This window comes from Prosthecobacter vanneervenii, assembly GCF_014203095.1.
Classification (GTDB): Bacteria; Verrucomicrobiota; Verrucomicrobiia; order Verrucomicrobiales; family Verrucomicrobiaceae; genus Prosthecobacter; species Prosthecobacter vanneervenii.
In genome coordinates this window covers 34,500-61,449 of the sequence record NZ_JACHIG010000001.1, presented here as the reverse complement: position 1 = coordinate 61,449, position 26,950 = coordinate 34,500, and the positions used below count along the sequence as shown (strand labels likewise).

22 protein-coding genes are annotated in these 26,950 nt (G+C 55.8%); all 22 read right to left on the bottom strand.

Annotated elements, in window-relative coordinates:
- Positions 1–3: 3 nt before the first annotated feature.
- The 22 genes from HNQ65_RS00215 to HNQ65_RS00110 all read right to left on the bottom strand — a co-directional run bounded on the left by HNQ65_RS00215 (position 4) and on the right by HNQ65_RS00110 (position 26,941).
- The gene (locus tag HNQ65_RS00215) at positions 4–990 is read right to left on the bottom strand and encodes a glycosyltransferase (protein ID WP_184337251.1); all 987 of its coding nucleotides are present in this window, start codon (positions 988–990) and stop codon (positions 4–6) included.
- Between the two features lie 68 nt (positions 991–1,058).
- Positions 1,059–2,162 carry an NAD(P)/FAD-dependent oxidoreductase gene (locus tag HNQ65_RS00210; RefSeq protein WP_184337250.1) on the bottom strand — a complete coding sequence of 368 codons (1,104 nt, stop codon included), beginning with the start codon at positions 2,160–2,162 and terminating at the stop codon, positions 1,059–1,061.
- Positions 2,163–2,254: 92 nt separating this feature from the next.
- Positions 2,255–3,025 (bottom strand): glycosyltransferase, encoded by a 771-nt coding sequence (locus tag HNQ65_RS00205; RefSeq protein WP_184337249.1) that lies wholly within the window; start codon positions 3,023–3,025, stop codon positions 2,255–2,257.
- 19 nt (positions 3,026–3,044) lie between these two features.
- Positions 3,045–3,839 (bottom strand): NAD-dependent epimerase/dehydratase family protein, encoded by a 795-nt coding sequence (locus HNQ65_RS00200; protein WP_184337248.1) that lies wholly within the window; start codon positions 3,837–3,839, stop codon positions 3,045–3,047.
- Positions 3,836–5,473 carry a hypothetical protein gene (locus HNQ65_RS00195; protein ID WP_184337247.1) on the bottom strand — a complete coding sequence of 546 codons (1,638 nt, stop codon included), beginning with the start codon at positions 5,471–5,473 and terminating at the stop codon, positions 3,836–3,838. Before HNQ65_RS00195 ends, HNQ65_RS00200 begins: the two co-directional genes overlap by 4 nt.
- 269 nt (positions 5,474–5,742) lie before the next feature.
- Positions 5,743–6,480 (bottom strand): class I SAM-dependent methyltransferase, encoded by a 738-nt coding sequence (locus HNQ65_RS00190; RefSeq protein ID WP_184337246.1) that lies wholly within the window; start codon positions 6,478–6,480, stop codon positions 5,743–5,745.
- A gap of 593 nt (positions 6,481–7,073) precedes the next feature.
- Positions 7,074–8,000: a glycosyltransferase family 2 protein gene (locus HNQ65_RS00185; RefSeq protein WP_184337245.1), complete on the bottom strand. Its 927-nt coding sequence runs from the start codon at positions 7,998–8,000 to the stop codon at positions 7,074–7,076.
- Positions 7,997–9,697, bottom strand: a complete 1,701-nt coding sequence (locus HNQ65_RS00180; RefSeq protein WP_184337244.1) for a hypothetical protein — start codon at positions 9,695–9,697, stop codon at positions 7,997–7,999. Before HNQ65_RS00180 ends, HNQ65_RS00185 begins: the two co-directional genes overlap by 4 nt.
- Positions 9,698–9,701: 4 nt before the next feature.
- Positions 9,702–10,808: an acyltransferase family protein gene (locus HNQ65_RS00175; protein ID WP_184337243.1), complete on the bottom strand. Its 1,107-nt coding sequence runs from the start codon at positions 10,806–10,808 to the stop codon at positions 9,702–9,704.
- Positions 10,805–12,811 carry an acyltransferase family protein gene (locus tag HNQ65_RS00170; RefSeq protein ID WP_184337242.1) on the bottom strand — a complete coding sequence of 669 codons (2,007 nt, stop codon included), beginning with the start codon at positions 12,809–12,811 and terminating at the stop codon, positions 10,805–10,807. The genes HNQ65_RS00175 and HNQ65_RS00170 overlap by 4 nt, the downstream gene beginning before the upstream one ends.
- Positions 12,812–12,853: 42 nt before the next feature.
- Positions 12,854–13,681: an FkbM family methyltransferase gene (locus tag HNQ65_RS00165; protein WP_184337241.1), complete on the bottom strand. Its 828-nt coding sequence runs from the start codon at positions 13,679–13,681 to the stop codon at positions 12,854–12,856.
- On the bottom strand, positions 13,678–15,069 hold the full coding sequence (locus tag HNQ65_RS00160) for a DUF6056 family protein (protein WP_343076548.1): 1,392 nt from the start codon (positions 15,067–15,069) through the stop codon (positions 13,678–13,680). The genes HNQ65_RS00165 and HNQ65_RS00160 overlap by 4 nt, the downstream gene beginning before the upstream one ends.
- A 409-nt stretch (positions 15,070–15,478) precedes the next feature.
- Complete coding sequence (locus HNQ65_RS00155) at positions 15,479–16,240, bottom strand: methyltransferase domain-containing protein (protein ID WP_184337239.1); 762 nt, start codon at positions 16,238–16,240, stop codon at positions 15,479–15,481.
- Positions 16,241–16,256: 16 nt separating this feature from the next.
- Positions 16,257–17,738, bottom strand: a complete 1,482-nt coding sequence (locus HNQ65_RS00150) for a bifunctional class I SAM-dependent methyltransferase/glycosyltransferase family 2 protein (RefSeq protein WP_184337238.1) — start codon at positions 17,736–17,738, stop codon at positions 16,257–16,259.
- 33 nt (positions 17,739–17,771) lie between these two features.
- The gene (locus HNQ65_RS00145) at positions 17,772–18,830 is read right to left on the bottom strand and encodes an NAD-dependent epimerase/dehydratase family protein (protein WP_184337237.1); all 1,059 of its coding nucleotides are present in this window, start codon (positions 18,828–18,830) and stop codon (positions 17,772–17,774) included.
- Between the two features lie 408 nt (positions 18,831–19,238).
- Positions 19,239–21,143 (bottom strand): acyltransferase family protein, encoded by a 1,905-nt coding sequence (locus tag HNQ65_RS00140; RefSeq protein WP_184337236.1) that lies wholly within the window; start codon positions 21,141–21,143, stop codon positions 19,239–19,241.
- Entirely contained in the window at positions 21,134–22,129 is a 996-nt protein-coding gene (locus HNQ65_RS00135; protein ID WP_184337235.1) for a glycosyltransferase family 2 protein, read from the bottom strand. Before HNQ65_RS00135 ends, HNQ65_RS00140 begins: the two co-directional genes overlap by 10 nt.
- A 74-nt stretch (positions 22,130–22,203) precedes the next feature.
- Positions 22,204–22,974: an FkbM family methyltransferase gene (locus HNQ65_RS00130; protein WP_184337234.1), complete on the bottom strand. Its 771-nt coding sequence runs from the start codon at positions 22,972–22,974 to the stop codon at positions 22,204–22,206.
- Between the two features lie 45 nt (positions 22,975–23,019).
- A complete protein-coding gene (locus HNQ65_RS00125; protein WP_184337233.1) occupies positions 23,020–23,745 on the bottom strand; it encodes an FkbM family methyltransferase in 726 nt (241 codons plus the stop codon).
- A 101-nt stretch (positions 23,746–23,846) separates the two neighbouring features.
- Positions 23,847–24,839 carry an alpha-1,2-fucosyltransferase gene (locus HNQ65_RS00120; RefSeq protein ID WP_184337232.1) on the bottom strand — a complete coding sequence of 331 codons (993 nt, stop codon included), beginning with the start codon at positions 24,837–24,839 and terminating at the stop codon, positions 23,847–23,849.
- A gap of 188 nt (positions 24,840–25,027) precedes the next feature.
- Positions 25,028–26,005: an alpha-1,2-fucosyltransferase gene (locus tag HNQ65_RS00115; RefSeq protein WP_184337231.1), complete on the bottom strand. Its 978-nt coding sequence runs from the start codon at positions 26,003–26,005 to the stop codon at positions 25,028–25,030.
- Positions 26,006–26,038: 33 nt separating this feature from the next.
- Positions 26,039–26,941, bottom strand: a complete 903-nt coding sequence (locus tag HNQ65_RS00110; protein WP_184337230.1) for an FkbM family methyltransferase — start codon at positions 26,939–26,941, stop codon at positions 26,039–26,041.
- Between the last annotated feature and the right edge of the window lie 9 nt (positions 26,942–26,950).

The following is a 26,950-nucleotide window of genomic DNA, read 5'->3' as shown; positions in this document are numbered from 1 at the left end:
TGCTTATTCGCCCACCGATTCTTTGACAATGCTGGATTGGATTGTGTCTTCTAAAAGCACCGAGCTGTTAAGCTCTTGAGCGATGAAGTACAAGGGGCGGGTCCGCACTTCCCCAAGGATGACACCCACATACTCGCTGAGAACAGCAAGGATGAGGCAAATAAGAAAAAACATGCCGCTGGCTTGGAGCGAAAGGGTCGTCCATCCTTCTGCCACCGAGGGCCGCAGCAAGTAAACCACCATGACATAGCAGGCGTAAGAAAGATTTAACAATGCGCCCAAGACTCCGACGGCGGTCACAATCCGCAGCGGGTGGCGCGTATTTGCTGCAAGCAAATTGACGGCAGTGACAACTTCATTGTGCCATGCCGGAGGACGGTAGCCCTTGCGATGCTTAACCTGATACGGATAAAAATCGTGCTGATATCCAAGCGAGAGGGTCATCACTCGCAGATAGCGGCTCTGCTCACGCACTTGCAGCAAGGCGTTCACCGCCTGACGGCTCATGACGCGAAAATCAGAGACACCGTGTTTGAGGTCAACACCAAGGTGTTTGCGGCAGTAGCTGCGGAACAAGCTGCCGCACCATTCACGAAAAAACCACCGCCTCAGCAGATTCTCCGCCATGCCATGAACAATTCCCCCGCTCTTTCGACAGCTGTCAATCATCAATGGAATAAGATCAAATGGGTCTGTTCGCGGATCGAGGGTGACGACGTAGTCGCCGATGGCAGATTCAATGCCGGCCGTCAGAGCCACCTCCCTGCCAAAAGTCTTTGAGAGCAACATGTAGCGAATGCGCCGAATTTTCTTCAGCAGTGGCTGTATAGCTGCATTGGTGCCATCACTGGAGCCGTCATCCACGAGAACGATCTCAAAAAAGCGGTAACGATCTTTCAGGACAAGGTCAATTCCATTCACCACTTCCTCCACGAGACCAGCATCCTGCTGCAAGGGAACGACGATGCTGATTACGGTGTTGTTGTCCATGAAATGAAACTGCGGTCAGAAAAACAGGAAAGGCGCAATCGCCTCCTAGTTCCGTCACATTAGATCATTCATCCAGCATTTTTCAGCAATTCATCGATCTCGACTTCCACATCGAAGATGTTGTCGATCTTGCCGCCCATCACATGAATGACGGAAGGCATGACGGGATCGCGATGAAAAAGTATTGGGCGGCCATCGTCGATCTCGCTCAAAGGCAGGATGGTTTTGATTGTCCATAACGAATCATGGTATCTGGCACCGCTGAGAGCGGGCAAGAAGCGGGAAGCATCGGCCAACATCAGTTTAAAGTGACTATGTTTGCCCATGGCATTGAAAGTCTCATAGGGAGTTTCGGCCAGCCTATGGTCCTTTTCAGTCCAGCTGGCATGCGGTGTGTAGCGCACATGACTTAGCGTAGTCAAACCCAAAGATGGAAACGGCAGGAATGAAAAAAACGGGCCGCACATCATTGTCACTGAAATTCCATCTAATTCTGGCGGCAATTTCACCAGGGCGAGTTCTGCGAGTTCATATTTCAGTGGAACAGGAGGAAGACCTGAAGCGGCTGTGATGCGGTTCAAGCCGGCATAAGTGACGTTGAGAATGAACCGACATTCAATTTCCGAACCATCCGAAAGTCCAGCCACGGCCCCGGAAAGATGTGGAGAAGCAGTAAGAACTGTTGAGCGCAAACGGACTTCAATTCCTGCGGCTTCCATTTTTTGGCGCAGGGTGTCCCTGAGGACAGAGAAGTCGAAAGCGCATTCCTGTGCGATCCATGATCGCTCGGTAAGCGCAGGGTCAAACAGGCGTTGGATCGCAGCAGGCGGCTCTTTCAACGGAGCTCCCACACGCTTCATGAAGGTCTCAAACTGGTTCGCGGTGACTTTTGAAAAGTTCCGTGCCACGGCATAAACTTTCGTAAACTCATCCACAATGGCCGACCGATTCGACTGGCGGAAGCGCTCATAGTTCTGACGTGAGCGATAGGCCGTCATAAGGCTGCGCGGATAGTGATAACCGCCATGAACCCGCGCCTGGTTGATCCGGGAGGCCTGCGTGAGCAGATCGTCTGCTTCTTCAATCACGATGGCACGCCAGCCCCTGGCATGGAGCATCAGCGCGATGGAGCAGCCAAAATAGCCGCCGCCTGCAATGATGATCGAGCGCATGGTGATAGCGAATACTGGCCAGATTAAAGAACCGCTGATAGAACAGTGTTAACTGCGAGCCAAAATCCGAAGAACTATGAGAAAACCGTCAGTCAGGCTCTGCGCTCATAAGTATCCTGACGCATGAGTCCCAGACGATGCAGAAGGAACTTAAACGCTGATTTGAAAATCGTGAGCTGGCACGCCACTGCTTTGCCGAAAGGAAGCTGGGAATGCTCCTTGCCATAGCGTGTCGGGTGGGGAATTTCGGCAATTCGAGACTTTTTAACAGCTGCCTGGATCATCATGTCAAAGTCAAAGTCAAAGCGGTTGCTCAACTGATCCAGCGGAACCGAACGCAAGAAGGAGCCGCTGTAGGCGCGATAGCCATCATGATAGTCGCTGATGCTGGTGCCCAGCATGAGGTTTTGCAGCCACGTCGTGGCCCGAATGGGGATGTACTTCCAGATCGGCATGTTGTTGCTAAGCGCATCTCCCAGCACCATGCGAGTGCCCGTGACCACATCGAAACCCTCGTCACGGATTTTGGCAATGAAGAGCTCTGCAAAGGAGGGGTCATATTGATTGTCCCCGTGGACGAGCACCACGATGTCAGAGTTGCTTTCAATCGCGGCCTTGTAACCTGATTTCTGAGCACCGCCATAGCCCTTGTTGGTGGTGTGGGTGATGACCGTTCCTCCTGCCTCCGCAGCAACCTTGCCTGTGCCGTCGTGGCTTCCATCGTCCACGACAAAAATCTCATCAACACAATGGGGGGGCAGTGCAGCAATGGCTTGTGCGACGACCCCAGCGACATTGTAAGCTGGCATTACAACAGCAACACGTGGCGGACTTTTCGCATTGGTTTGGGGAGCTTTGTTCATCTTTTTGTTTCGGGGTTGGTCAGGAAACGCGCGCACGACGCTGCTGCGCCACAAACGCGGCGATGTCTATCATCGCTGTGGCCTTGTCGTGAAAATAGCCGTTACTGCCATTGAAAAGAGCTGCGTATTTCGTGCGGAAATCATACTTAGCTGCTGTCTCCGCAGCCCCATTTGTCAGCTCGACATTGAAAAGCTCCCGTGCAACCGCGCTGATGCCCAGGGGTTCGGTCGCTACATTAACCAAGGGCAGTTCGTGAGCGAGGCAGATCTCAATGTCATGCCAAAGCCGATCGAGGCAATAGAACTGGTAAACCGCATGGGCATTGATCTTTTCGACCTCGTGGTCGTGAATCAGATCGAAGAGCGCATTCTTTTTCAATCCCCAACCGTATATGGCAGGCAGACGAATGATCGTCACATTCGGAAAATGCTCGCAGATTGACTTTTCAAAATGGTGCCGGTGCCTGCCATAAGGTGTCTGATACTGCGGATCAACCACCGAATCTTCATTCACTTGACTGGGATTCCCATACACGTCCACGGTCGAAATCAGAATCAGCCGACGTGCCGTGACATGCCTGAGGTGATGCATCAGCTGATCAATGTTGTCCTTGTCCTTGTCAGGATGAAGGTTTGCGATCCATTTTGTTCCAGATACTCCACTGCACACCAGCAGATCGTAGTGGTTGCCGACTATATCTCCAATATTACTGGAATTGAAGAATTCGTCAAAATGGTGCTGACGAGCCAAATTGCCACCAACCAGACCGGTGTGACCGATCAATGCTGACTTTGACGCGGTTGATAAATTCACTGAGCGGAAAGGTCTTGGATGTGGCCGGTATCGAGAAGGTAAACGCCGGGCTGCACCTGCTTTCCGGCTTTTCTAGCATAAGCCAGCAGCCACGGCTGCGGGGTTTGCTTCAGCATGTCCCGCATCTGCTGCTCAAAAGGCGCAAAGTGCATTCCTGGCGCCATGTCCGGCCGATAGTATTTTTCCTCCACCACGAGCCATGAAATTTTATTGTCTTTGCAGAAGCAGCGCACGTCTGTGGAGCTGGGTGAATAGAAAGCCTTGAGCAGTGCGGAGTGGCGCTCCATGATGAGTTGCCGGCAGCGTGTAAACATGACGGCGTGAGAAGATTCATTGCTAACGAAGACGCTGCGGTGGCACAGCACCGGAATGAGATCGGCCGTGCGGGGGAAAGAGGCAATCAGCTCCCCCGCGCCTGTGTGTGCCAGTGCGGAGTACAAGGGGGAGTATTCGGAGCTGTCCTCGGCACCTTGGCCGCGGATGGCCGGAGCTCTGGCTACGTATAAGACCGCCAGCAGTGCGAACAGCACCTGAAGCGCACGCTTTGACGATACAAGACCGATTGCGGAATCGAGCAGCACGGACCAAGCAATGAGGCCCAGCGGCGGTATGCTCCACATGAGATAGCGCGATGCTTCGAATAGTTTGGGCAACAGCAACACAGCAACCTGAAAAGCCACCGTGGAGACCACCGCGAGAGCCAGTAACACCACAGTTTTTTCCCGGCTGCGACGCCAGAGGATAAACATTGACAGCACGAACGCGAGAACAGCTGCAACATACAGCAGCAGGACACTCGCACCAGCCAGTGCGGCGGACTTTGCGGCCAGATGCCGCAGCACCGGCTCAACCAGCACCTTTCCCCACGGAAACAGAGACCCAGGCAACATGACGTAGAGAGGTGGCTGCGGCCACAACACCACACGGCCACCGACACCAAAGAGAGGATCTGTCTGGATCTGAGCCAACGTAACTTGAGGTCCCATGAAGGGGTGCATGGCCATCTCCCTGCTTTTCAGCAGCACCAGAGCACTGCCTGCGAGGACAGCCAGAAGCAGAGGCCACTGCGCCTGCCATTGAGTGCGCAGGTTGAAGGTTTGCCGCCAGCCGGTGCGAAACTCTTCATAGAGCCATACAATGGCATAAACGGGCGCGAGAAGCACAAAGAGCATGGGATACAGCGGTGCAGCCAGGAAAAGGCAGAGCGCGGCAATGCCAGGACGGCGGCTGAGGAGTGCCAGCAGGAATCCCGAAACAAGGGGCCAGGCAAAGCTGCGTGAGAAACCTCCGCTTATGCCGATCCACCCATCGGAGAGAAAGAAGAGGCCCATGGCAATCCAGCCGAGGCGCGTGCCGCCGAGACGAATGCCAATCTGGAAGACTAGAAAAGCGGTTAAGGCCAGGAGAACCAGCGCAATGGCTTTTCCCACCAGCAGCGTGGGCAGAACAAGATGCACCGCCTGAAACGCTGCTGCAGCCAAGTAAGGCTGGTAAACCTTGGAGCATTTGATCCAGGGATCGTCAGGCTGAAAGCCACTGCCGGGCACGGCATCCAGCCACACATGGTGCTGTGCAATATCATCCGTGATGAGCATGGGGCGCAGCAACGTATGCCCCTGCAGGAGCAAGGTCATAAGACAGGCCACAGCCAGAGCAAACAGGGCAGAAAAGGAAAATTTACTCATCAAACGTGGTTCGGGGATGAAATGAGGTCGGGGGAGGCAGTCAGAGTCTCAGCGCTCGGGTCCGGGAAAGTCCGCGCAGAGATTTGCATGAGCGCCTCAGAGACACCTTCGCTCTCGACCAACAAACGTCTCCACTCCAGAAGCCAGCCTTGGATTCAGGGTAATTGTTCAGGAATACACGCGCCAAATTTGTATGAATGTTTATTTTCCCACACCTGTCATTTCTCACTGCTGCCGCACTTCTTTCGAGCTACAACAATGTTGTTGAAGTAAAGGCGCTCATCCTTGGGCAGCAAAAAATTTAATACCAAGGCAAGCGGATTGAGGATGGTGCAATAAATGATCTTGCCCACGCGATTGAGACGACCCTCCTGGGGAAGGAGATTCTGCACGCTGTAAGTCAGAAGAAGTTGAATCTGCAGGAGTGTCCAATTGCCAGATTTCTCGATAGACTTCAGTTCCAAACCAGCGGCCTGAACAAGGTGCTGCAATGCGAATGGGGTGTAGCGAGCATAGTCGTAGGGTTCCTCATGCAATGGCCAGGAAAAGGGACAAGTAATGAGCACACAACCACCGGGTCGGAGGATACGATGGAACTCAGCCAGCACCTGCGCTGGATTGAAAACATGCTCCAGCACTTCCGTCATTAAAATGCTGTCCACACTTTCATTTTCCAGCGGTATGAGATCACCGGAGTAAAGCAATGTCGAATGCGCGTTCTTCAATGGATACCCGGGGGAGTCAATCTCCAGCCCCAAGTAGTGGTCGATTTTGAAAAGTTGCCGGTAAGGGGCGGTCCCGCAGCCAAAATCCACCATCGTCCCGCGCATCTCGCCGCTGTGCTTTACGACAGCCTTACCAAGCGCGCGGCGGATCAGATAAGAGGAATTAACGAACATCCCAAGACGAGTAGGAAGAAACTCTTCTTTCTTAAGAAGTTTATAAAACCAGCCCATTTCTTGAGGTGTCTATCGCGTACTTGAAAATGAACATCGTTGGATGTGCCATTAACCAACAGATGACCAGATAAATAATCGTTTATCGCGCAATCCGCCACATGTTTCAAGCTTATTATCTTAGGTCAGTGTTTTTAAATCTCGATTTCGAAATTAACCGATGGTTCTGCGTTCTCATTTGCCCTGGGTAGTGGATGGCGTGAGGCGACATCGGCAGGATTTGTTTTCTTCACTCCAAAATCGGCGTGTTGAACAACTCGATGCGACTGACCAGCCCCCCCAAAAAAGGATGTGATTCAGCTGGCGGTGTCGTAAACCCAAGGTTGGTGCGAACTGGAAAGAGGAGATCCCCCCTGCATTGTAAGCTGCATGGCTATTGCCCACTTCATAGTGCGAGCCCCCCACACAAGAATGTTCTCAGCACCATTCACGATTTGATTAGCTTGTGTTTTCGGCATGAACATGCCGAAAAAGGTGACTCGGTGATGCAAGCTACGGTAACGAAAGCGGCGGCTTGTTTGGTGTTCTGCCAGAAAGGTGCTGCTTTTACTTCTATCTGCTATTGATCTGAGATGGCCCCTCTGCTGCCGCTTTTAGCTCCTCGACTGCATTCCGAACCCGCGCAGGCGGATATGGTACATTTCTCGATGGTGCCGCAGATTCGACTCTAGGATCAATCCCACCAAAAGAACGACCGTAGAAATGACCATGATGCTGGCAGCCAGAATAGCCATGGGCACTCGACTCACATAGGCCGTCTGAATAAACTCATACACAGGCAGTGCCCCCGCCAGGGCTCCAAGCAGGAAACCACAGGCGGCGATTAGCCCAAAGAACCGCATTGGCCGATAATCGCGGAAAAGAACCAACAGCACGCGTAAAATGCGAGTACCGTCCCTGAAAGTCTTGAGTTTGGAACTCGTGCCTTCAGCCCGATCACCGAAGGGAATGGGAAGATCCACGGTGCTGAAGCCTTTGTCGATAGCCTGAATGGTCAGCTCGATCTCCAGTTCAAAGCCGCGCGAAAGCACCGGTGCGTTCATATAGAAGCGGCGGGAAAACAGGCGCAGGCCTGAAAAAACATCTCCTGGCTGATGACCGAACACCGCTTTGACAAAGCTTGCAAACAGGGATGTACCCCACTGATGTCCGGGGCGGAAAACGTCCTGCTCGGTCTGACGCACGCCAGTGATCATATCCACGGGAGATTCGCAGTAACGTTCATAGAGCAGCTTGCCGCCGGCGGCCGGATAACTACCGTCTCCGTCCACCATGAGCACGAGATCCGTGTTAATGTGGCTCAGCGCAGTAGCAACAGCCTTGGCCTTGCCTCGGCGTGATTCAACAAGCACGTCCGCTCCGGCGGCGCGTGCGCGTGCGCTGGTGGCATCGGTGGAACCATTGTCTACGACGAGAATGCGGGCCTGCGGAAAAGCTTGCTGGTATTCGGCAACCACCACAGGAATGGCCACCTCCTCGTTGAGGCAGGGAATGAGGATGGTGAGGGATGGAGCGGTCATGGCTGGGCAGTTGAGTCGAGGATCGGACCGGTGTTGAGCAAGTAGACGCCGGGCTGGACTTGTTTGCCAGCTTTTCTGGCATAAGCGAGCAGCCAAGGTACGGGTGTTTGCTTGAGCATGTCGCGCATCTGCTCTTGGAAGGGGGCAAAATGGGCTTCAGGTGCAGGTTCGGGGCTGTAATATTTATCCTCGACGACGAGCCAGCTAATGTTGTGCTGTCGGCAGAAGGTGCGAACTACCGCCACCGAGGGGGAATAGAAAGCCTGGAGCAAGGCAGTGTGACGGGTCATGACCAGATCGCGGTAGCGGGAAAAGAGCACGCCGTGGGATGACTCGTTGCTGATAAAGACGCTGCGGTGGCAGAAGAGGGGGATGAAGTCGCTGGTACGAGGGAAGCTGGCGATGATCTCCTCCCCGCCTGTGCGAGCCAGTTCAACGTACAAGGGGGAGTATTCCGAAGCGTCCTCCGCGCCTTTGCCACGAATGGACGGCGCGCGGGCAATCATCGCGAGCAGCAGTAATATCCAGCCCGCCTGCCGAAGGCGGCCCGAGGGCAGCCGTGCCACGGCGGCCTCCAGCAGAATGGCCGAGCAGAGGACAGCGAGCACCGGCATGCTCCAGCTCAAATAGCGGGAAGGCTCGTAGAGTTTGGGCAGAAGAAGCTGCGCGAGCCAATAGATGACCACGGAACTGAGGGCTAGAGCTATCAGGACATGGGCCAGGCGACGGTCGCGCCGGAAGACGAGGATAATGGCCAGGACAGGGATGGCAAACGAAAGGACGTTTAGCAACAACATCAAGCTACTGTTCAGGAATGCTGGGAAGGAAGCGGCATGGCGCAGCACGGGCTCCAGCACCCCTTTGACCCAAGGCATGAGCGCCCAGGCAAAGGACGGCACAAAAGGAGAGGGCGGCCACACGGGAACTCTGCCGCCTAGGCCATAAAGCGGGTCGGTCTTAATCTGCGCCAGCGTGACCTGCGGGCCGACCCAAGGGTGCAGGCCAAGCTCATGGCTTTTGATCAGAACGAGGGAGCTACCTGCCGCGACGGCGACCATCAGAGGCCACTGCCCTCGAAACTGTCCACGCCAATCAATGAGTCGTCGCCAGCCCCCCGCGAGCAGTTCCGACTGCAACCACAGCAGGAGATAGGCTGGCACCAACAGGACAAACATGATGGGATAAAGGGCCGCAGCAAAGAAGAGACAAACCGCTGCCCAGCACCGCCTCCCGCTTGCCATGGCCAGGAGGAAGCCACAGACCAGCGGCCAGGCAAAGGCGCGCGCGAAACCGCCGCCAATGCCGATCCAGGAGTCCGAGATAAAAAACAACCCCATGGCGACCCACCCCAGCCGCGCCGAGCCGAAGCGAGCGGCCAATTTGAACATGAGGAACCCGGTCAGTGCGAGCACGCCAAGGGCCAAAACCTTGCCCACGAGCAGAGTTGGCAGCACGAGATGCAGCAATTGAAACACCGCCGCTGACAAATAGGGTTGAATGGCCTTCGAGGTGGAGACCCAGGGATCATCGGGGCTAAAACCGCTGCCCGCGCCGGCATCCAGCCAGATGTGATGCTGGGCGATGTCATCATTGAGAGACATCGGGCGCAGCAGGGTGTAGCCCTGCAGGAGCAAAGCGATGCTGCAGGAGGCAAAGAAAGCAAGGCGCGTGACAGCCGAAGCGGGAAGAGGAGTCATAAGGTCAGACCTGAGGTGTCTGTGAAGAATCGGAACCAGCAAGGCGCGACGGAAAATTCACCACCAGCGATTTACAGAAGCTGAGTAGAGGACGCTCCCAATATTTATAAACAGCGAGCCCGAACAACAAGGCGAGGATGACCAGCAGCAGCAAAAAGACATCAGTCCAAAAGGGATCGCCACCGCACATTTGCGGTTTGCCCATGGCAAAGCCGACCATGAGGACAAACCCATGGGACAAAAAAATGGAGTAACTGGCGCGCCCCAGACTCCAATAGTCCTGCAGCCACCAGCGCTCCGGACGGCAAGAGCGCTCTAAAAGCGCCATTCCACCTAAACCTACGGCAAAAATAACCGCCCAGATGGACTTCTGCCAGATGACAGCAATGGAGTTGAGCCTGAGATGCTCTGTGGAGCCGAGCACCAGTCCGACAATGGCGACGGCGCAGAGCAAAATGCCCCCTCCTCTGCTTCCGCGCTGCCTGACACATTCTGCGGCCACGGCTCCAGCAGCAAATTCCAGAATGAACGGGTGAGTGAGGAACCCCAGCCCGTGGATGGCTGGGTGGACGTCGAACAACATGCCGCCCACTGGAAGCAGTCCGGCCACCAATACCATGGCAGGGAGCGCAGCTTTTGCAGGCAATCCCAAGCATGCGGCAAGAATGATCATAAAATACATCTCAAAGGAAAGCGTCCATGCAGACACGATGACAGGGAAGGAACTCTGAGGAAAAGCGAGCAAAGATGGGATGATCTGATAGCTATCGGAACTTCTGCCGGGGAAGCAAGTAATGAGAAGCACCTTGAACAAGGTCATGGTCATGAGCAGCGGGTAGAGGCGTAAGCCACGCCTCAGGAGAAAGCTGCGCGCGGCAGCAGGCCGTCCGGCATCCCCGCTGTGTGATGCCCACAGCACGAAACCGCTCAAAACGAAGAAGAAATCGATACGGAAGGTGTTGTGATAGAACCAGCCGCCTAGCCAGTCATGCGACCAGAGACGCGCAGAACGCACCCCAATGTGGTGGCAAACCACCAGAACAGCGAAAATTCCGCGCAATGCCTGAATGCCGCAAAGGAACTGAGTGCGGGAGGAAGGCGAGGCCGTCATGGTTGGCCGAGGGCGGGAAAAATCGGTAAAAAGCTACGACGCAACACCGGCGTCAGCATTTTTTCCGCGCCTACAGGGTTAAGATGGTGCTTGTCGCCATAGAGCGCCTGCCCGTCCATGGATATCCGGAAGTAGCGGCCAGTAGAGTCGAGAAATGCGGAACGCGCATCAATGATGCGTGCGCCAGCGTGCTCAACCTGACGCAGGAAATCAGGCCCCTGCCCTGCCAGGCCGTTCCAGGAGTCTGGGGTGGCGGAGAAGCGTTTCTCATCTGCACCGAAGATGAGGCAGTAGGCATGCGCCTTGGGAACGATCCAAGGATGCACCGGCACTTGCAGCATAATCCAAGGCTGGCAGCCGATCTCGACCAGCTTCTGCACGGTGGCTAGAATGCGGCCCTGGTAATGAGCGAGGTAATCGCTGGGTGCGACTCCCTGCACCCTGCCCTTCTGCTCATATACTTGCCAATAGGCCGCGAGTACGACGTGGCGGACGCGGTGCTCACGCAGCCACTCAAACGCGGCCTGATTCAGGGCGACGGTATCAGTCACGGGACCATTGGGCACTTTGACATGGAAATCGAGCAGCGGAGCTGTGCTGGAATGAGTGATGGAGCAGCCGGAGACGCCGGCGGCACGCAGCACGCTATCGAAGGCGGGATGGGCGGCGAGTGCATGGCTGTCCCCCCACAACACGAACTGGCTATTGCTAATGGGGCCAGGCACGCCGAGTTGCACCAACTGATCTTTCGCCAGATCCGCCAGGGCGGTCTGGTGGGTAAGCATGAAGCTGGACTCGGAGTGCCTAGGATAGCCGTGATTCACACCGGGGGGCACGCGCCAAGGCAAACCCTGAAATTGGGTGATCCCCACCCCTGACAGCAGGAGTATTAGAACAGCCATGCCGCTGGCAAAGAGCATGGAGGGTCGGCTAGCGCAAATACGGCGCAGGCGGAAGGGAGTCTCAACGAAGCGCCAAGAGAGTAGAGCGAGCAAAAAGATCAGCAGGATGAGCAAGAGCTTGCCGCCTTTGGCCAGCGGGACGAAACTCCAGTAATTGACAAAGGCTAGCAAGGGCCAGTGCCAGAGATAAAGTGAATAGGAGAGCAAGCCTATGAAAGCAAGCGGGCGGGTGGCGAGCAGACGACCACACCACGTGGGTGGCGGCGTGCCAGCGGGCCGTTGATTGGCTGCGAGGAACAAGGCTGCGCCGAGCACGGGAGGAAGGGCGGCGAGGCCAGGAAAGCGGGTGTCCGCCTTATACAGTGCATAGGAGCTGATGATGGCCCCCACCCCAAGCAATGCCGAAATTTCACGCCAGCGACCCAGAACGGGGGGCTTGCCCATGGGCTGCACCGCCAGGAGGGCACCCACCAGCAGTTCCCAAGCGCGACTGGGCAGCAGGAAAAATGCGGAGGCTGGGTCACTCCGCAGCATGTTGACGCTCCAACCGAGGCTGGCAATCAGCAAGGCGGTTAGAGTGAAGCCTATATGCCTGCGGCTGCCAACCGGACGCACGCGCACCAGCGCCGCGAGCAGCAATGGCATACCCAGATAAAACTGCTCCTCCACGGCAAGGGACCAAGTGTGTAGCAGAGGCTTTTCCGAGGCTTCGGCAGCAAAGTAACCGGTGTCATGCCAAAAATAAACATTGCTAGCAAACAGGGCCTGCCACAAAGCGGACCTGCCGAGCTTGAGGTAGTCGTCTGGCAACAAGAGGAAGCCGGCGGCAAGGAGGGTGACGAGTACCATGACCACAAGTGCGGGCATAATGCGGCGGCAGCGACGCTCCCAAAACTGTAGGAGGCTGAAGCAGCCGGCTTCCAAGTCCCGCAGAAGGATGGAGGTGATCAAATATCCGGAAATGACGAAAAAAACGTCCACTCCAACGAAACCGCCGGGGCATTTCACGTCCACGTGAAAGAGGATGACCCCGAGCACAGCAATGGCGCGCAGGCCGTCGATTTCTGACCGATAGTCTGACAGGTGAGGCTGGGAGTGCATCAGGACACGGGGATGGGAATGGGCAGGCGACCCGGCTGGGGTTCATCGCGGAACGGCCGCAAAGTCGCAGGAACCGAGCTCTGGCACCACGCGTCTGGCAGCAGCCTCATCCGGGATGCGCGTTTTCCTGTCGCAGAGCCAGATGTCGTAGTTCAATGAGTTGAAAAAAGCACTAAAGTCGGCGAAGCTGTAGCCGCGCTTTTCATTTTCGTAAAAGCAGAATTCAAAGACCAGCACTGGACGCCAGCGCTCGAGGGTGGTGCGTGCGCCTTTAAGAATTTCGAATTCGTGGCCGTCAGTGTCGATCTTGATGAAGTCGATGTGATCGAGGCCTTCCTGCTCGACGAGGCCATCAATGGAGAGTGTAGGACAGGTGACCACGTGCGCCTGCCCCAGGTGGACGGAGTGGCGCTCGCCTGCGACCTTGTCGAGACGCCAGCTGGGATAGGCGATCATGCCCGGGGCTGCCGCCTGGGAGCCGTCTCCCATGAAGGCCTGAATGGTTTTGATACGGGACTGAATCGCGGGATTGAGCTCGATATTGCGTTGGAGCCGCTTGAACGCGTGGTCGGTGGGCTCCACGGCAATGATGCGCGAACCGGGGTAGCGGCAGGCTAGAGGGAGGCAGATGGCGCCGATATTGGCACCGATGTCGATGGCGCAAAAGTTGTCTTTGTTAGGGAGCAGGGTTTGATCAATGACCCATTTCTGAAAGCTGCCAAAGAGAAATAGGGAGAGGTCTATGCCCTCGGCAAGGTCAACGTCAAAGCGCACGCCATGTCGGAGGATGATGCGCTTCCGGCTGACGCCAACAAGCCGCAATGCATGATAGAGGAGTTTGGCGAGGCCAATCTTGGTTTTAGTATTCACGGCTGGGAGGATGAAGTGGTGATGGCAACACTACGCTTGCGAAAAAAGCGAGCGCAGCCTGTGTTGCGCCAGTTGAGGGGGTCTGGGGTGAGGTCGTTAAAGAACAGCGTTTTTGGGCGGGACTTCAGCGGTGGGACGAGCACGTCCTGCTCGCGGGTGGAGCGCAGGAGTTCATGCCGTTTGGTGAGCTCTGCGGAGTAACGGGCGGCATCGCCTGAAAGAAGGTCACGCCAGGCGGTCTTCACATTATTAGGGGAGCTGGCAAAGCTGACGAGTAGAATGCAGACGAGGCCGAATGAAAGAAAGAGGCCGGGCCGTGGCAACTCGACGGCGGCGGTGCGGAGCAGCGCAATGAGACCTGCCAACAGGGCGAGCCAGTCGATGATAAAGAAAAAGAGCACCAAGTTCACCCCACGCATCGGGATGCAGTGCCCCATGCTCCAGGTGCCAAGAAAATAGGCACCGAACACTGTGCATGCCATGAGCACGAGGGCGGCAGCAATGAGTTCCCAGCAGCGCTGACGTGAGACAGGGGCGTGCTCTGGCCAAGCGACGACAGCTACGAATGAGAGCAGCGCGAACGGGACAAAAACGAGCCAAAGGAGCACCTGCTTGATGCCGAGCTTGACCGCGAGCGCAACTGCTGCGGGAAGAACGTGTTTAACGCCGTTGGAGTAATACTCACTGCGGAGAGCATTGCCAGGTGAAAGGACGACCATCACTGCACCAAGGATGGTCGCGAGCAGCAGGATCGCCAAGGGACGGCTGATGCGGCGGTTGATCCAGAAATAAACGGCATTCCACGCGGCGACATGGAGCAGGAGCAGGGCCATGGCGACTTCAGTGCAACCGGTGGTGGCGACGGCGAGAAGGGAGGCGAGCACGAGCACTGCAGGATGCGGCCGCCAGGCAGGATTCAAGCTGCGTCGGCCGAACAAGCCTGCGATGGCGAGGGTGAACAAGGCTGATTGGGTATAGCCCGCTGAACCAGTTCCCCAGTAAAAACCCTGCACCGGAGCCGCCATGCCCCACAGGAACGCCACGACGAGCGTGAGTGCCGCCGTCCACTTCCAGGTATTGGATGCGGCGGGAAACCATGCACCTACTGCCCAGCGTGTGCAGAGGACCAGACCTGCAACGAGGGAGAGGCTGTAACATTTGAAAGCTCCGAAGGAGAGCAGCATGGGATTCATGAAAAGGAAGGCGGAGGAGAAGAACCTGCCAGTAGTGCGCGTGTAGTAATCCACGTTGGACTGCAGGAAACCTTTTTCCATGGTGTCGGCAGCTAGGTGCCAATCATCTGCTGAAGGGTAGGAGTAAGCGCTGAGAAGAAGGAATGGCAAAACACCTACGGCGGCTGCGAGCCAAGGCAGAAAAGCCTGCCACATGGTTGCCAGACGACGAAAGTCAGAGAGGGATGGCATTTGTTCGAGGAATTAGTTTAGACTGAAGAATGGGCAAAGAACGACGGCATCAAGGAAGAGCGCTGGGGTGATCGGACACTGGGGCGGACCAGGTCGGGCTTGACGTCAATGCTGCGCAAAAAAAGAACCCAAAAACCACCTGCTGGACGGCGGCGAGCTGTCTCGTGCGAAATGCTTGGGCAAACAGCGCCCTGTGTGCCAACTGGAAACAACACAAACACCGCAACGAGATGCAGAGCACCATCATGAAAACGACAAACACTGCCCTAGCAGTCAAGATGCTCTAGTCTCACCTTTGGCAATTGCATGCGCTATCATGGGCAACGGGGCTTATGATTCAAAAAGAGCAGTTCTTTGGCGATCATGCTGCTTGTCATGAGCCAGACTTTCTCTCGAGCACAACCAGCAGCCGTCCGGCAAAGATGGATGGCAGAAAGGAGAGGCACTTTTCAAGCCATTGCACGGCTGGCAGCAACACATCTGGATAAAGTTGCGGCCCGCGCAGACCACCGCACATCAACCAAGCCCAGCCGGGCTCACGCCCCACATGCAGCACCTTCCAGTCGCGCAGCACATGCTGGGAAAGCCCTTCCTTCCGAACAAACACACGCCAGCTGTTTCCCTGTGCGGCATAGTAGGGATGGTTCGCTGGGTCAAAGTCCTGCGGAGCATCCCACTCAATCGGCTGCCCAAAGCCGAGCGGTTCATGATGAAAGAACCGCATGATTAGCCGTGGAAGCAAGCCCATACCAGGCTCAAAAAGGATGACCCTGCCGCCGGGGCGCACTACACGCGCCATCTCTGTGAAAGCTCGGCCCGGATGCTGCAGATGGTGAAAGACGTCAAAGAGGATCAAGTTTTCGACCGTTTTGTCCGACCAGTTCAGGGCGTAGGCATTCTCGACACGGTCCAGCCACGGATTGGGAAATAGATCGGAGGTCAAGCAGTCGGGAAGCGTGTTCTTGATGTTTCCCATGCCAGAGCCAAGCTCCAGTGTCACGCCCTCTCCTCCCGAAAGAGTCCAGCGGGCGATGCCCTGGTAGAATGCTTCATACACAAGACGCAGCACGGGCTTTCGCTCCCAATGTGCGCGGTTCTCCTGAATCTCGATGTCGTGCTGAGCAATTTCTAACATGTGCTTTGTTCGTTACTCAGATCTGTGGCAGCTTGAGCTTTAGAAACGCAGCCCAGCAGAAGCGCAGCATGACAAGCCCGTTTTTGAAGCGGCGTGTCATCTTCGTGTCGCCATAGACGCGCTCCTGATAGTGCACGGGCAAGTCAACGATGCGTAAGTTAAGCTTTGCTGCACCGAATAGCAGCTCGTAGTCGCCCCAGCGGTCTTCCGCTCCCCAGGTGTCAATCATAAGACGAATTTTTTCCCAGTCTTTGCGCCACAACACCTTGGTGCCGCACAAGGTGTCACGCACCGTGGAACCCAGCAAGTAGGAGAAAAGGGAGGCGAAGCCCTTGTTGCCCAACATGTTGGCGAACTTCATGGCTTGGCCCTGCATGGGATATACCATTCGGGAGCCATTGATGAACTCCCCTTTGCCTGAAGCAATGGCGGCGACGAACCGCGGCAGTTCCTCAGGCATGACCGTAAGGTCCGCGTCCAAGATCATGAGAATGTCACCTGTGGCAGCAGCAAAACCGGCCCAGACATTACGTGATTTCGAGATGGCTGGCCCATCGACCAGACGGATATTTTTGTGCGGAAACTCGGCTTGCATGCGCCGCACCTCATCAGGCGTGCCATCGGTGGATTTATCATCACAGAAAATGATCTCGGTCTCGCGGCCGAGTTCGGGCATACGCTCCACGGCACTGCGTATGTTGCCCTTTTCATCTTTGCAGGGGATGATGACGGAGATCTTGTATTCCGAGGGGGGGCGAGGTTGTGGATCTGGCCGGGCCACGATAAAGTGGCAGAGATTCAACCGGTCGATGAGCGGCATCCAGGAAATGAATTTGTTGATCAGATGGCCGAGCAAAGGAACTTTGAAGGGCATCAGCACACGGCGCGAGACGTGTAGCAGTTCGAAGCCGGACAGTCTCAGCAATCCTTCATAGTCTGAAACGGAGAGCCAGTTCGGTTCCACCTTGGGGGTCTTCAGGCGCGACTTTTCGGCCATGCCGATCAGCGGCTCCCAAAGGTGGTTGTAAGTGTGAATGACGACCCGCGTGTGCGGGAGACAGGCTGCACGGACATGGTCCAGCATTGCCTGGATATCGACCATGTCCGTGGTGTCCTGAATGAGCACGGTGTCAAATGGCCCCGCTGGAAGCTCCTTCTCGGGGTCCATGACACGGATGTCAGCATGCGGATGCTTCTGACGTGCGAGTTCTGCCATCAGGGGGCTCACTTCCACTGCATGCACCGAGTCCGCACGCACAAACTCCAGCAGCTTGCCGGTCTGGCAGCGCACAAACAGCAGACGTCCAGCATCCCCGATGAGTGTCTTGAGTTCCTTGCCAACAAGGTCGTAGAAGTACTTGTTGCGGCTGATGTGGTAATCGCGTTCGGCGGCGTGCGCTTCTGCACTTTCAAGGATCCGTTTGCGCATGCCCTCAATGGCAGCCATACCCCAGAGAACAGGGATTTCGGGAGTCGTGGGGGTGGAGGGATCAGACATGGGAAGGCGTGCGGTAAGAGGGAATGAGAACAATTAGGATGCCTGAGTGCGCGCAAGCCAGGATTGGTAAATTTCCTGGAAGGTAGTCTGGAGGTCTTTGGTGATGTCCCAGCCGGGATAGTGGGCCTTCATCTTCTCGAGATTGGAGATGTAGCAGATATGATCGCCCTGGCGGTTTTGATCCACGTATTCATACTTCATGGGCTTGCCGGAAATGGCTGCGATGAGGTCAAAGGCTTCAAGGATGGAGATGGAATTGGCACGACCGCCGCCGATGTTATAAACCTCGCCCTGGCGTGGTGCGGCGATGAAGTGCTCCATAAAGGCAACGACGTCGTGGCTGTGGATGTTGTCGCGGACCTGCTTGCCTTTGTAGCCGAACACGCGGTAGGTTTTGCCTTCGAGATTGCAGCGTATGAGGTAGCTAAGGAAGCCGTGCAACTCTACGCCGCTGTGATTGGGGCCGGTGAGGCAGCCGCCGCGGAGTGCGCAGGTGGGCATGCCAAAATAGCGGCCGTATTCCTGGACCATCACGTCAGCGGCGACTTTGGATGCACCAAAGAGAGAGTGCTTGCACTGATCGATGCGGTAGGTTTCCCGGATGCCGTCATGGTAAGTGCTGTCAGCGTAGTCCCAGCGTTTTTCGAGCTCAACAAGGGCAATCTCATTGGGAGCGTCGCCATAGACTTTATTGGTGCTCATGTGGACGAATGGGGACTCCGGACAGGCGAGGCGCGCGGCTTCGAGAAAGTTGAGGGTGCCGACGGCGTTGACATCGAAGTCGTCAAAGGGACGGCTGGCGGCAAGGTCGTGGCTCGGTTGTGCTGCGGTGTGAACAATCGCGTCTGGACGGAGTTCCTTGAGGAGATTCTGCACCCCTGCACGGTCGCGGATGTCGAGCTCATGATGGTGAAAAGAGGGGAATTGGTCTTTGAGGCGCTGGGTGTTCCACCGGGTATCGCCGCCAGGGCCAAAGAAATCGGCTCGCATGTTGTTGTCAACGCCATGGACGGTCCAGCCGGACTCGGAAAAATGGGTGACAACTTCAGAGCCGATGAGGCCGGAGGATCCAGTGACAAGGAGACTTTTCATGGTGGTAGGTTGGGTGGAAAAAAGGAGCTATTTTCAGGGGTCAGAAGAGCGTGGATTTGATGCTGGAACAGAAGGTTCCACTGATTTTGAAGTCAGTTCTGAACGACTCCTCGACTGCGCGTCTAATACTGGGCCAAAAGCCGTGGCTGTCATTGCCAACGATGATAGGTACGCCAGCCTGTTTCGCCGATCTGACATCCCCTGGGACGTTATCGTATTTTGTGGCTGGCATAGATCAAAATCACTTATGACGTGGGCTTTTGGCAAGTGGCGCAGAATTCGGTGCTTAGCCCGTCAAAACAGCAGTACGGCTTTTCTGCGTCAAGTGTTAGAGGCAGCGCCGGGTGAGTTGAAGTCATGGGGACGGCGAAGCAACTTTGAATAAATTTTTTTCAAGCCCGCAGGTTTTCAGTCAAAAATGGATTTTACTAGAGGGCGTAGGAAGCGCGCCCCCTGAGTGCTGATGTGACTGCTGTCGGTGTAGAGTGCTCTGCCATCGGCAGCGACCCGGCAGAAGCCTTGGGGATTGAGGAAGATGCCGACGGGATCGAGCAGGGTGTAATGCTGAGGTGCCAGACTCTGCAAGACTTCATGTTGCTGGATGGAATCGGCACGATGTGTGGCCAGAGGCAGGCCGATGAGGTTCACATCGCCACGGTAAAACATGACCTCGGCAGCGAGACGGCGGGGAACGTCAAATGGCTGGTTGGGCACGTCTTCCATGACCCAGACGCTGGCACCGACGTTTTTCAGTGAGGTGACAGTGTCGAGCAGGGCCTGCCGAATCCTGCCGCTGTTGTCTGCCTCGAAGTAATAGTTCCAGGAGGCGGTGAGGACCACCCTGGGGATTTTCTTGGAACGCACGAAGTCCAGAACAGCAGCGCCGAAAAGCGGGGTCTTGTCTTTCAGGCTGTAAGGGCCAGCGGGCACGTAGCTGAGGAGAGGCGGGGTCTGGTAGTGCACAGCGGCGAAGCCTTGGACACCTTTCTCTTTGCATAGTTCATCGATGACCGGCAGGAGAGCCATGGCGTGGCTGTCGCCCCAGACCAGAACACCGGGAGCGCGGTGTTCCTTGCCGCCAAGAATGACGAATTCTCCGCGCTGCGCCTGCTCCAGACTGACCTCCTTGCGAAAGATGCTGTCAGACCTGCCTGCGGCGTAGATTTGTGCTGCAGCCGGAATACGCGCGGGCACGCCGTGCGAAAGGTGCAGAGCCAAGCCGAGCGCAAGCATGAGACCCGAGCAAACTGCGGCAAATGCATAGATGGAGCGGCGACTGCCGCAGACGACGCGTTTACGAAACGGTTGTTCAACCCATTTCCAAGACAGCGCCGCGAGGATGCCAGTGGCAGCCAGCAGCATGATCCGCTGCCAGACGGTGAGTGGCACGGATGCCCAGTATTTGGAGAAAACCAGCAAGGGCCAGTGCCAAAGGTACAACGAATAAGAGACCAGACCAATTCCCACCAGCCACGGCAATGCGAGCAGGCGGCCAGCCATGGATCTCGTGCCACAAGCGATGACCAGAGCGCTGCCAATGCAAGGGAGCAGCGCGGCTTCTCCAGGAAAGCGCGTGCGGGTGCTGAACGCAAACACGGCATACAAAATCATTCCCAGTCCGGTCATGCCCAGCAACTCTGGAAGCCAGCGTCGGGACGGTGAAAAGGAGCAGGATGACATGGCGAGCAAGGCCCCAATCAGGAGTTCCCAGGCGCGGGACGGCAGCAGGTAGAAGCCAGCCTCTGGACGGGTACGGCACCAATAAATGCCAATAACGAGCGAGGTCATAAGCAGGATGAGAAGCAGGGGGCGCAGCAAAGATGGGAAAAACTTCCGCAGCGCCACGAGCACAAGGGGGAAAAACAGATAGAACTGCTCCTCCACCGCAAGAGACCAAGTATGCAGCAGGGGCTTGAGGTCAGCGCTCTGTTCAAAGTAGCCCGACTCGCGCCAGAAGAACACATTCGAAAGCAGCAGCGCCTGAGCTACAGCAGACTGGCCGAGTTCTTTGAAGTCCTCCGCCAGCAGCAGCAGCCAGCCTGCGGCCAGGGTAAAAAGCAGCATCACCACCAGCGGGGGCATGATGCGACGGATGCGCCTCTCCCAGAAGGCGCGCAGACTAAACTTGCCCTGCTCCATATCCTGCAAAATCAGACCGGTGATGAGGTAGCCTGAGATTACGAAGAATACGTCCACGCCGACATAGCCCCCCTGCACGCCGAGTCCGGCATGAAAAAGGATCACCGCCAGCACGGCGAGTGCGCGCAGGCCGTCAATGTCAGCCCGGTAGTTTATAGACTGTTTCAGTCCCATGGGTCAGGAAAACCACGCAGGGTTCGATGTCTGGCGCGCAAACCGCGAAGGAGTCGCATTAGCACGCGGTGGCCCAGGCGCTGGCTGGAGGGGGGCAGATGTGGCTGAAGAAGGCCGCAGATGGACGGCAGCAGGAGCGAGGGAGTCGTCCATGCCAGCCTCCGAGCTTCACGGAACAGGTCCTGAGATTCAGCATTCACCACACCGAGCATGACCCCAAGCCAGAAGAAATAATACCCACGAGTGAACCGGCGGCGAGAAGCAGCGGCACCGGCATAGCCACGGTGCTTGCGCAGGCAGTGATTAAAGCGGCGCATCATCATCTGCATCTTGGCCTCAGGCACCTTGGCTGGGGTGGTGTAGCAAACCGTCGCTTCACGCACGTGAACAAACTTCATTCCGGCGGCAGCGGCACGCAGTGACATGTCCCAGTCCTCCGCATGCTGAATCAGCGGGTCTTCGTCAAAGAGGCCGGTCTTCTCAAAAAAGCCGCCGCGCACGAGCGTAGCCGAAGGGAGGACAAAGTTGTAATAAAAAAGGCATTCAGAAGTATTTTGCTCCTCATAAGGCGTGGGACCGAAGCTGCTGCGACCGGACGGCGGAGCTTCAGGGCCGGCCCGGATGTCGCCACGGGAATAGGCGATGTCTGCGCCGGAGGACTCCAGCGCGGCCTGCAGCGTTGCCAAATGCCCTGGATACCAGACGTCGTCCGAGTCCAGCAAGGCAATCTGCTCCCCACGCGCTGCACGAATGGCCGCATTTCGTGCCGCTGACACGCCACGGTTGGTGAACTGTGGCAGGTAAACAACGGACACATTTTCCTTTGCAGGAAGCTGCTGCACTGCGGCGGCGGTGTCGTCAGTGGAGCAGTCGTCTGCCACGAGGAATTCGAGGGGACGATGCGCCTGCTGCACTACGGAGTCATAGCATCTGCGGATCAAGCCCGCACGATTGAAGGTTGGAACTACGACACTGACCAATCCCATGGCTTAGAAGATGCCTCGATTGCACAGCCGCATGAAGGAAACGGGCGGCGACTCGCTTGGTTCAACAGACTTGATCAGCATTTTTGATACAAGCCCGTACACCAGGCAAGCCGATTGTTCTGATATATTTTTTCATACATGTCCACCAATGCGTACCCATGTTCGCGCAAGAAGGCGTCCACCTGACCGAAAGTGGGCTGACCGACGTACATGGGGATAAAGTTGATCTCCAGCATCACAAGAGAGATGCGGCCTGCAGAGAGCTGCTGGCGTGCGCCCTGGAGAACCTGAAGATCAAATCCCTGGGTGTCAATTTTCAACAGATCGAGCTGGGGCAGACCGTGCTCGGTGACATAACCATCCACCGTCCAAACAGGGACGGTAGTGCTAGAACTGACCACTCTGTCTTTAAACGGGTTTTGCTCGCTGGACTCCATGGGAAGGAACGAGCTGAGTTCATTATTATCACATTCATTGAAGGTGAGGGCACCATTCTCCGCCCCCAATGCGGCAGCATTGATCACGACCTTCGTGCTGCCCGCATGCGCCGGGGTGAGCACCTTTTCCACCAAGGATTTGTTAGGCTCAAACGCATGAATGACAGGCTGGTCAAAAACACGCTGAAACATGGCCAGGGTCTGGCCCTTGTTGGCCCCGACATCGAACATGAGCGGGCCGGTCTGGGGTAGCAAGACGCGCAGATCCTGCTCCAGATTCACATGGGAGATGCGATCTTTGCGATAAGACTGCAGCACCTGATTGGAGCGCCCCAGCAGCATGCTGATGAGGCAACGCAGCACGAACCAAGGACTGGAAATGTGGGTGGCGTGGGAGGTGAGTTTCATCAGATGAGGGGTAAAGAATGCCGTCGATCGCGGTGGAGTAAATGTTCAGATTTTCTGGTACAAGCCGTTGCACCATCCAATGCGGTTCTCGACCCAGATTTTTTCATACAAGTCCACCAATGCATAACCGCGCTTGCTCAAAAAGGAATCCAACTCAAAAAACTCCGGCTGCCCGACATAGAGCGGAATGAAATTAATCTCCAGCATGATGAAGTTCACCCTGCCGGCAGCGAGAAGCCCTTCCGCGCCGAGCAGCACCTGTAGATCATAGCCCTGGGTGTCTATTTTAAGCAGATCAATCTCTCCAAGTGAATGCTTATGCGCATACTGATCGAGTGTCCAGACCGGCACCTCCGAACTGCTGACCACGGCCTCGCCTGCATAAGGATTGAGCTGGCCATTATCCAAGGGCAGGAAGGAGCACATCTGATCCTTTTCGAAATGATTGAGCTTGAGGACACCTGGTTCAGCGCCGAGCCCGGCGGCGTTGAGGACGATGTTTTTGTTGTGCCCATAGTCCTTTGCCAGCCGGGTTTCCACGAGGGTCTTGTTGGGCTCGAAGGCGTGAATCACCGGCTGGTCAAAAACACGTTTGAACATGGAGATGGTTTGTCCTGCATTGGCTCCCACATCTATGAGCAGCGGATTTTTCTTGGTGAGCAGCAAGGGGAGATCCAGCTCCAGTTCCACATGAGATATCCGGTCCTTGCGGTAGGACTGTAACACCTGATTGGAGCGTCCTAGCAATTGGCTGATGAGGCAGCGCAGCACAAACCAAGGACTGGGTTTTCGAATGGCATTGGGACTGAGTTTCATGTGCCAGAGTCGGGAGATAAGAAAAAAGAAGGGACCCAGAGGGGAGCGGTCAACTATCAGCGATCATCGATCTGAATCCAAGATGCAGGAATCACATCGGAAGTGTCGCAGTTCCGGAAGTTGAGCCAGCGCTGGTGCGGTGGGCTCAGTACGATTTTGTTCGGATCAGGATTCAGCCAGGCGGCCCACCAACTAAATGAACTGGGGCCAATGATGTGATGACGACACTGGCTCATCAGGCTAAGATTTTCTTCCCAATTCCATTCTTCCAAATCCTGGCCCACGCTGTTATGGGCGACGTATTGAATGTCAGATGCCTCAGGCAGATGCTGCCGTGTCCACTCCCAGTCATCGGAAAAAACAAAGAATTTCGGAGAGTCCAGCCGGGAACGAAACCACTCGACGGCACGGAGGCAGTATACCGAATCGCTTGCATTAAAGTCCTTGGCTATCGCCTTGTCGCTACGGCGAACATGTAGGGAGACGGAAAGAGTCTGTTTCATCTGTTCCGCGACTTTGGCATCCTCCCCTGCAAATGGTGCGCGCAACTGCAGATCTGCCCGCAACTGAGGAGCGATGTCGGTGAAATATTTTTCCGACTGCCAGTAACCCATGAGCACTAGGTCGCCCGAGAGATTCTCCACCTCGGGGTCATAATGGAACTGGCGCTGAGAGACCGTCCTGCCGACCTGCAAGGGCGGCTGGGGCTGGCCCGGCTCGTACTTGTAAAAGCGATAGTCGCACGAAGACTTGAACCCCAAACGCTCGAACCGGTAAAGCAGACGCTTAGCCTGTGGAGCAGAAAGGTTGCGGCGAGCCAGACGGGTTAGAAACTCCCCTGGATTATAACGGATCACATAGTGCCAAGGGACACGAGGAGCCTGAACTCGAAACTTATCCAGGCGGTATTTTCTGGCAGGATGCATCTGCACACCCAGCAGATACGTATCGGCCAGCACGATGCCATCCCCCTTGGTCGCCAGTTTGCGCGCTAAAGCATATTGAAACATCTGGTTTCCTAATCCACCAGCTATTTGAACCAGAATCATACGTGAAAAATCTAAAGGCTGCCACTGACAAACGATTGAGTTTTTGATTCGAATTTGATCAATGGACCTCCCGGAGTGAAATTTTATTTAGCAGCGTCTTTTGCAGGAGCAAATTTACGCTTATGCCAGATTTAATTTGAAGCACATTTCCAACACCTCGTTTCCGAGTCTTGCGGATCAAACGGCCTTCAAAGGTCGTCGATCTGAACCCATGTATCCGGAAAGATGTCAACGGTGTCACAATTGGGAAAATTGAACCACCGCTTATGAGGCGGACAGACGACTAGCTTGTCAGGGCTGGGATTGAGCCAGGCCCCCCACCAACTGAAGGAACTGAGAGCAATGATGTGATGTCGGCACTGGCTCATGAGACGGAGGTCTTCATATTCCTGATCCTGGCTATTGTGGTTCACATGTATGACATCAGGCGCTGCAGGCAGATGCTGCTGGACCCAGTCCCAGTCATCAGTGAAGACAAAGAAGACCGGGTTGGAAAGGCGCTCACGAAACCATGCCATGGCGCGCTGGTGATACTCCGCAGTGGAGCCGTTGAAATCTTTTGCCACCGCTTTATCACCCCGCCGGATATGCAGCGATACTGACTGCTGTGCACGCATCTGACAGCCAACCGCCAAGTTTTGTCCTGTCTGTGGAGTCTTAACTTGAAGCTCGGCGCGGAGCTGCGGCGCGATGTCTGCAAAGTACTTTTCTGTCTGCCAGTAACCCATCAGCAACAGGTCTCCAGACAGATCCAGCACCTCCGGATCAAAGTGAAACTGCCGCTCAGAGACAACCATGCCGATTTGCAGCATGGGCTTAGGCCGCCCGGAGACACAGGCATCAAAGCGATAGGCACAGGGGGACTTTAAGCCCCTGCGGGCAGCCAGCGACAATAGTCTGCGCGCTAGTTTTTTCGGTAGATATCGGCGTGTCAGCCGGTCCAGGAACTCCCTTTTGCTGTAACGCCAAACGCAGTGCCATGGGAGAGGCTGGACGCACGAATGGAAAAGATCTAGGCGGAATTTTCGTGGAGGCTGATTCTGCGGCAGGCCGAGCTGATAAAGGTCCGCATGCATGATGCCGTCTCCCCGCAGGGCCAGCCTGCGCGCCATGGCATACTGAAACAATTGGTTGCCCAGCCCGCCTGATATTTCAACCAAAGTCATAGGTTACAGCCAGCGGCATCGTAGAAGAGAAACTCAAGACACGATGAAATTGCGATGCCGGTCGGGGCTTTTGGTCGCAAAAACATTCGCGTACTCGAACTCCCTGGACTGGTTGAGCGGCTGCAGCTTGCCGTTTTCCATATCAATCACGAAAGTGGTGTAGCCGAGGGAGCGCAGGGCATTGTAAAGCGCCTCACAAGAAGAAGCACTGGCGAGCAGTGCCTTGTCACAAAATTCGATGATCAGTTCCGGGGCGTCCGGACGGGCGAAGATGGAGCCGCCAGCCAGCACCTGGCATTCCCAGCCTTCGGTGTCGATCTTCACGAGCCGGATTGGGCGTCCTGCCAGATGCTGCGCAATCAGGCTGTCGAAGGTTATGACGGGAACCTTGGTCGGGGTGTATTCACCTTCCCAAATGGGCGGGCTGAAGCTGTTGAAAGTATCGTTGATGTTAGTGCCCTGAAATAATTCCAGCTCTCCGCTCTCTTTCGATATGCCGACTTGGCAGATTTTTACATTCTGCAGCTTATTGAGGTCGAGCTGGGATTGGAGAATTTTGCAAGTGGGCAAGGATGGCTCCACCGCGAGAACGACCCCCTGCGAACCAACGCACTTCCCGGCAATCACAGCGAATAGGCCGATATTGGCCCCGACATCCACAAACACATCGCCGGGTTTCAGCAGGCGGGCGAGCAGCTTGCGCTCGCCGAGTTCGAATTTGCCACGGACGATGGGCCGGCAAAGAAAGGAGTCTTTGTGCAAACGGAGTTTGGCACCAGCGCCAACGGGCCAGAAGATCTCCGTGATCTCGCCGCGCTCGAGGCGATGCCACTCGCGGTAGCGAATTTTTTCAACCAGTGGAAAGAGAAAGTCAGGCAGCTTGCCGGAAAGGACTTTTTGGAGCCCTCGAACGAGCTTGAATTTGGAGTAAGCCATAAGGAAAGA

Excerpts from the sequence above, each read along its gene's own strand:
- HNQ65_RS00215 (WP_184337251.1), bottom strand. The coding sequence starts at position 990 with ATGGACAACAACACCGTAATCAGCATCGTCGTTCCCTTGCAGCAGGAT.
- HNQ65_RS00155 (WP_184337239.1), bottom strand. The coding sequence starts at position 16,240 with ATGTTAGAAATTGCTCAGCACGACATCGAGATTCAGGAGAACCGCGCA.
- HNQ65_RS00195 (WP_184337247.1), bottom strand. The coding sequence starts at position 5,473 with ATGACCTTGCTCCTGCAGGGGCATACGTTGCTGCGCCCCATGCTCATC.
- HNQ65_RS00145 (WP_184337237.1), bottom strand. The coding sequence starts at position 18,830 with ATGAAAAGTCTCCTTGTCACTGGATCCTCCGGCCTCATCGGCTCTGAA.
- HNQ65_RS00130 (WP_184337234.1), bottom strand. The coding sequence starts at position 22,974 with ATGAAACTCACCTCCCACGCCACCCACATTTCCAGTCCTTGGTTCGTG.
- HNQ65_RS00160 (WP_343076548.1), bottom strand. The coding sequence starts at position 15,069 with ATGTGGCAGGCTTTTCTGCCTTGGCTCGCAGCCGCCGTAGGTGTTTTG.
- HNQ65_RS00170 (WP_184337242.1), bottom strand. The coding sequence starts at position 12,811 with ATGCACTCCCAGCCTCACCTGTCAGACTATCGGTCAGAAATCGACGGC.
- HNQ65_RS00140 (WP_184337236.1), bottom strand. The coding sequence starts at position 21,143 with ATGGGACTGAAACAGTCTATAAACTACCGGGCTGACATTGACGGCCTG.
- HNQ65_RS00190 (WP_184337246.1), bottom strand. The coding sequence starts at position 6,480 with ATGGGCTGGTTTTATAAACTTCTTAAGAAAGAAGAGTTTCTTCCTACT.
- HNQ65_RS00205 (WP_184337249.1), bottom strand. The coding sequence starts at position 3,025 with ATGAACAAAGCTCCCCAAACCAATGCGAAAAGTCCGCCACGTGTTGCT.
- HNQ65_RS00120 (WP_184337232.1), bottom strand. The coding sequence starts at position 24,839 with ATGATTCTGGTTCAAATAGCTGGTGGATTAGGAAACCAGATGTTTCAA.
- HNQ65_RS00175 (WP_184337243.1), bottom strand. The coding sequence starts at position 10,808 with ATGACGGCCTCGCCTTCCTCCCGCACTCAGTTCCTTTGCGGCATTCAG.
- HNQ65_RS00115 (WP_184337231.1), bottom strand. The coding sequence starts at position 26,005 with ATGACTTTGGTTGAAATATCAGGCGGGCTGGGCAACCAATTGTTTCAG.
- HNQ65_RS00210 (WP_184337250.1), bottom strand. The coding sequence starts at position 2,162 with ATGCGCTCGATCATCATTGCAGGCGGCGGCTATTTTGGCTGCTCCATC.
- HNQ65_RS00150 (WP_184337238.1), bottom strand. The coding sequence starts at position 17,738 with ATGTCTGATCCCTCCACCCCCACGACTCCCGAAATCCCTGTTCTCTGG.
- HNQ65_RS00135 (WP_184337235.1), bottom strand. The coding sequence starts at position 22,129 with ATGGGATTGGTCAGTGTCGTAGTTCCAACCTTCAATCGTGCGGGCTTG.
- HNQ65_RS00180 (WP_184337244.1), bottom strand. The coding sequence starts at position 9,697 with ATGACTCCTCTTCCCGCTTCGGCTGTCACGCGCCTTGCTTTCTTTGCC.
- HNQ65_RS00185 (WP_184337245.1), bottom strand. The coding sequence starts at position 8,000 with ATGACCGCTCCATCCCTCACCATCCTCATTCCCTGCCTCAACGAGGAG.
- HNQ65_RS00110 (WP_184337230.1), bottom strand. The coding sequence starts at position 26,941 with ATGGCTTACTCCAAATTCAAGCTCGTTCGAGGGCTCCAAAAAGTCCTT.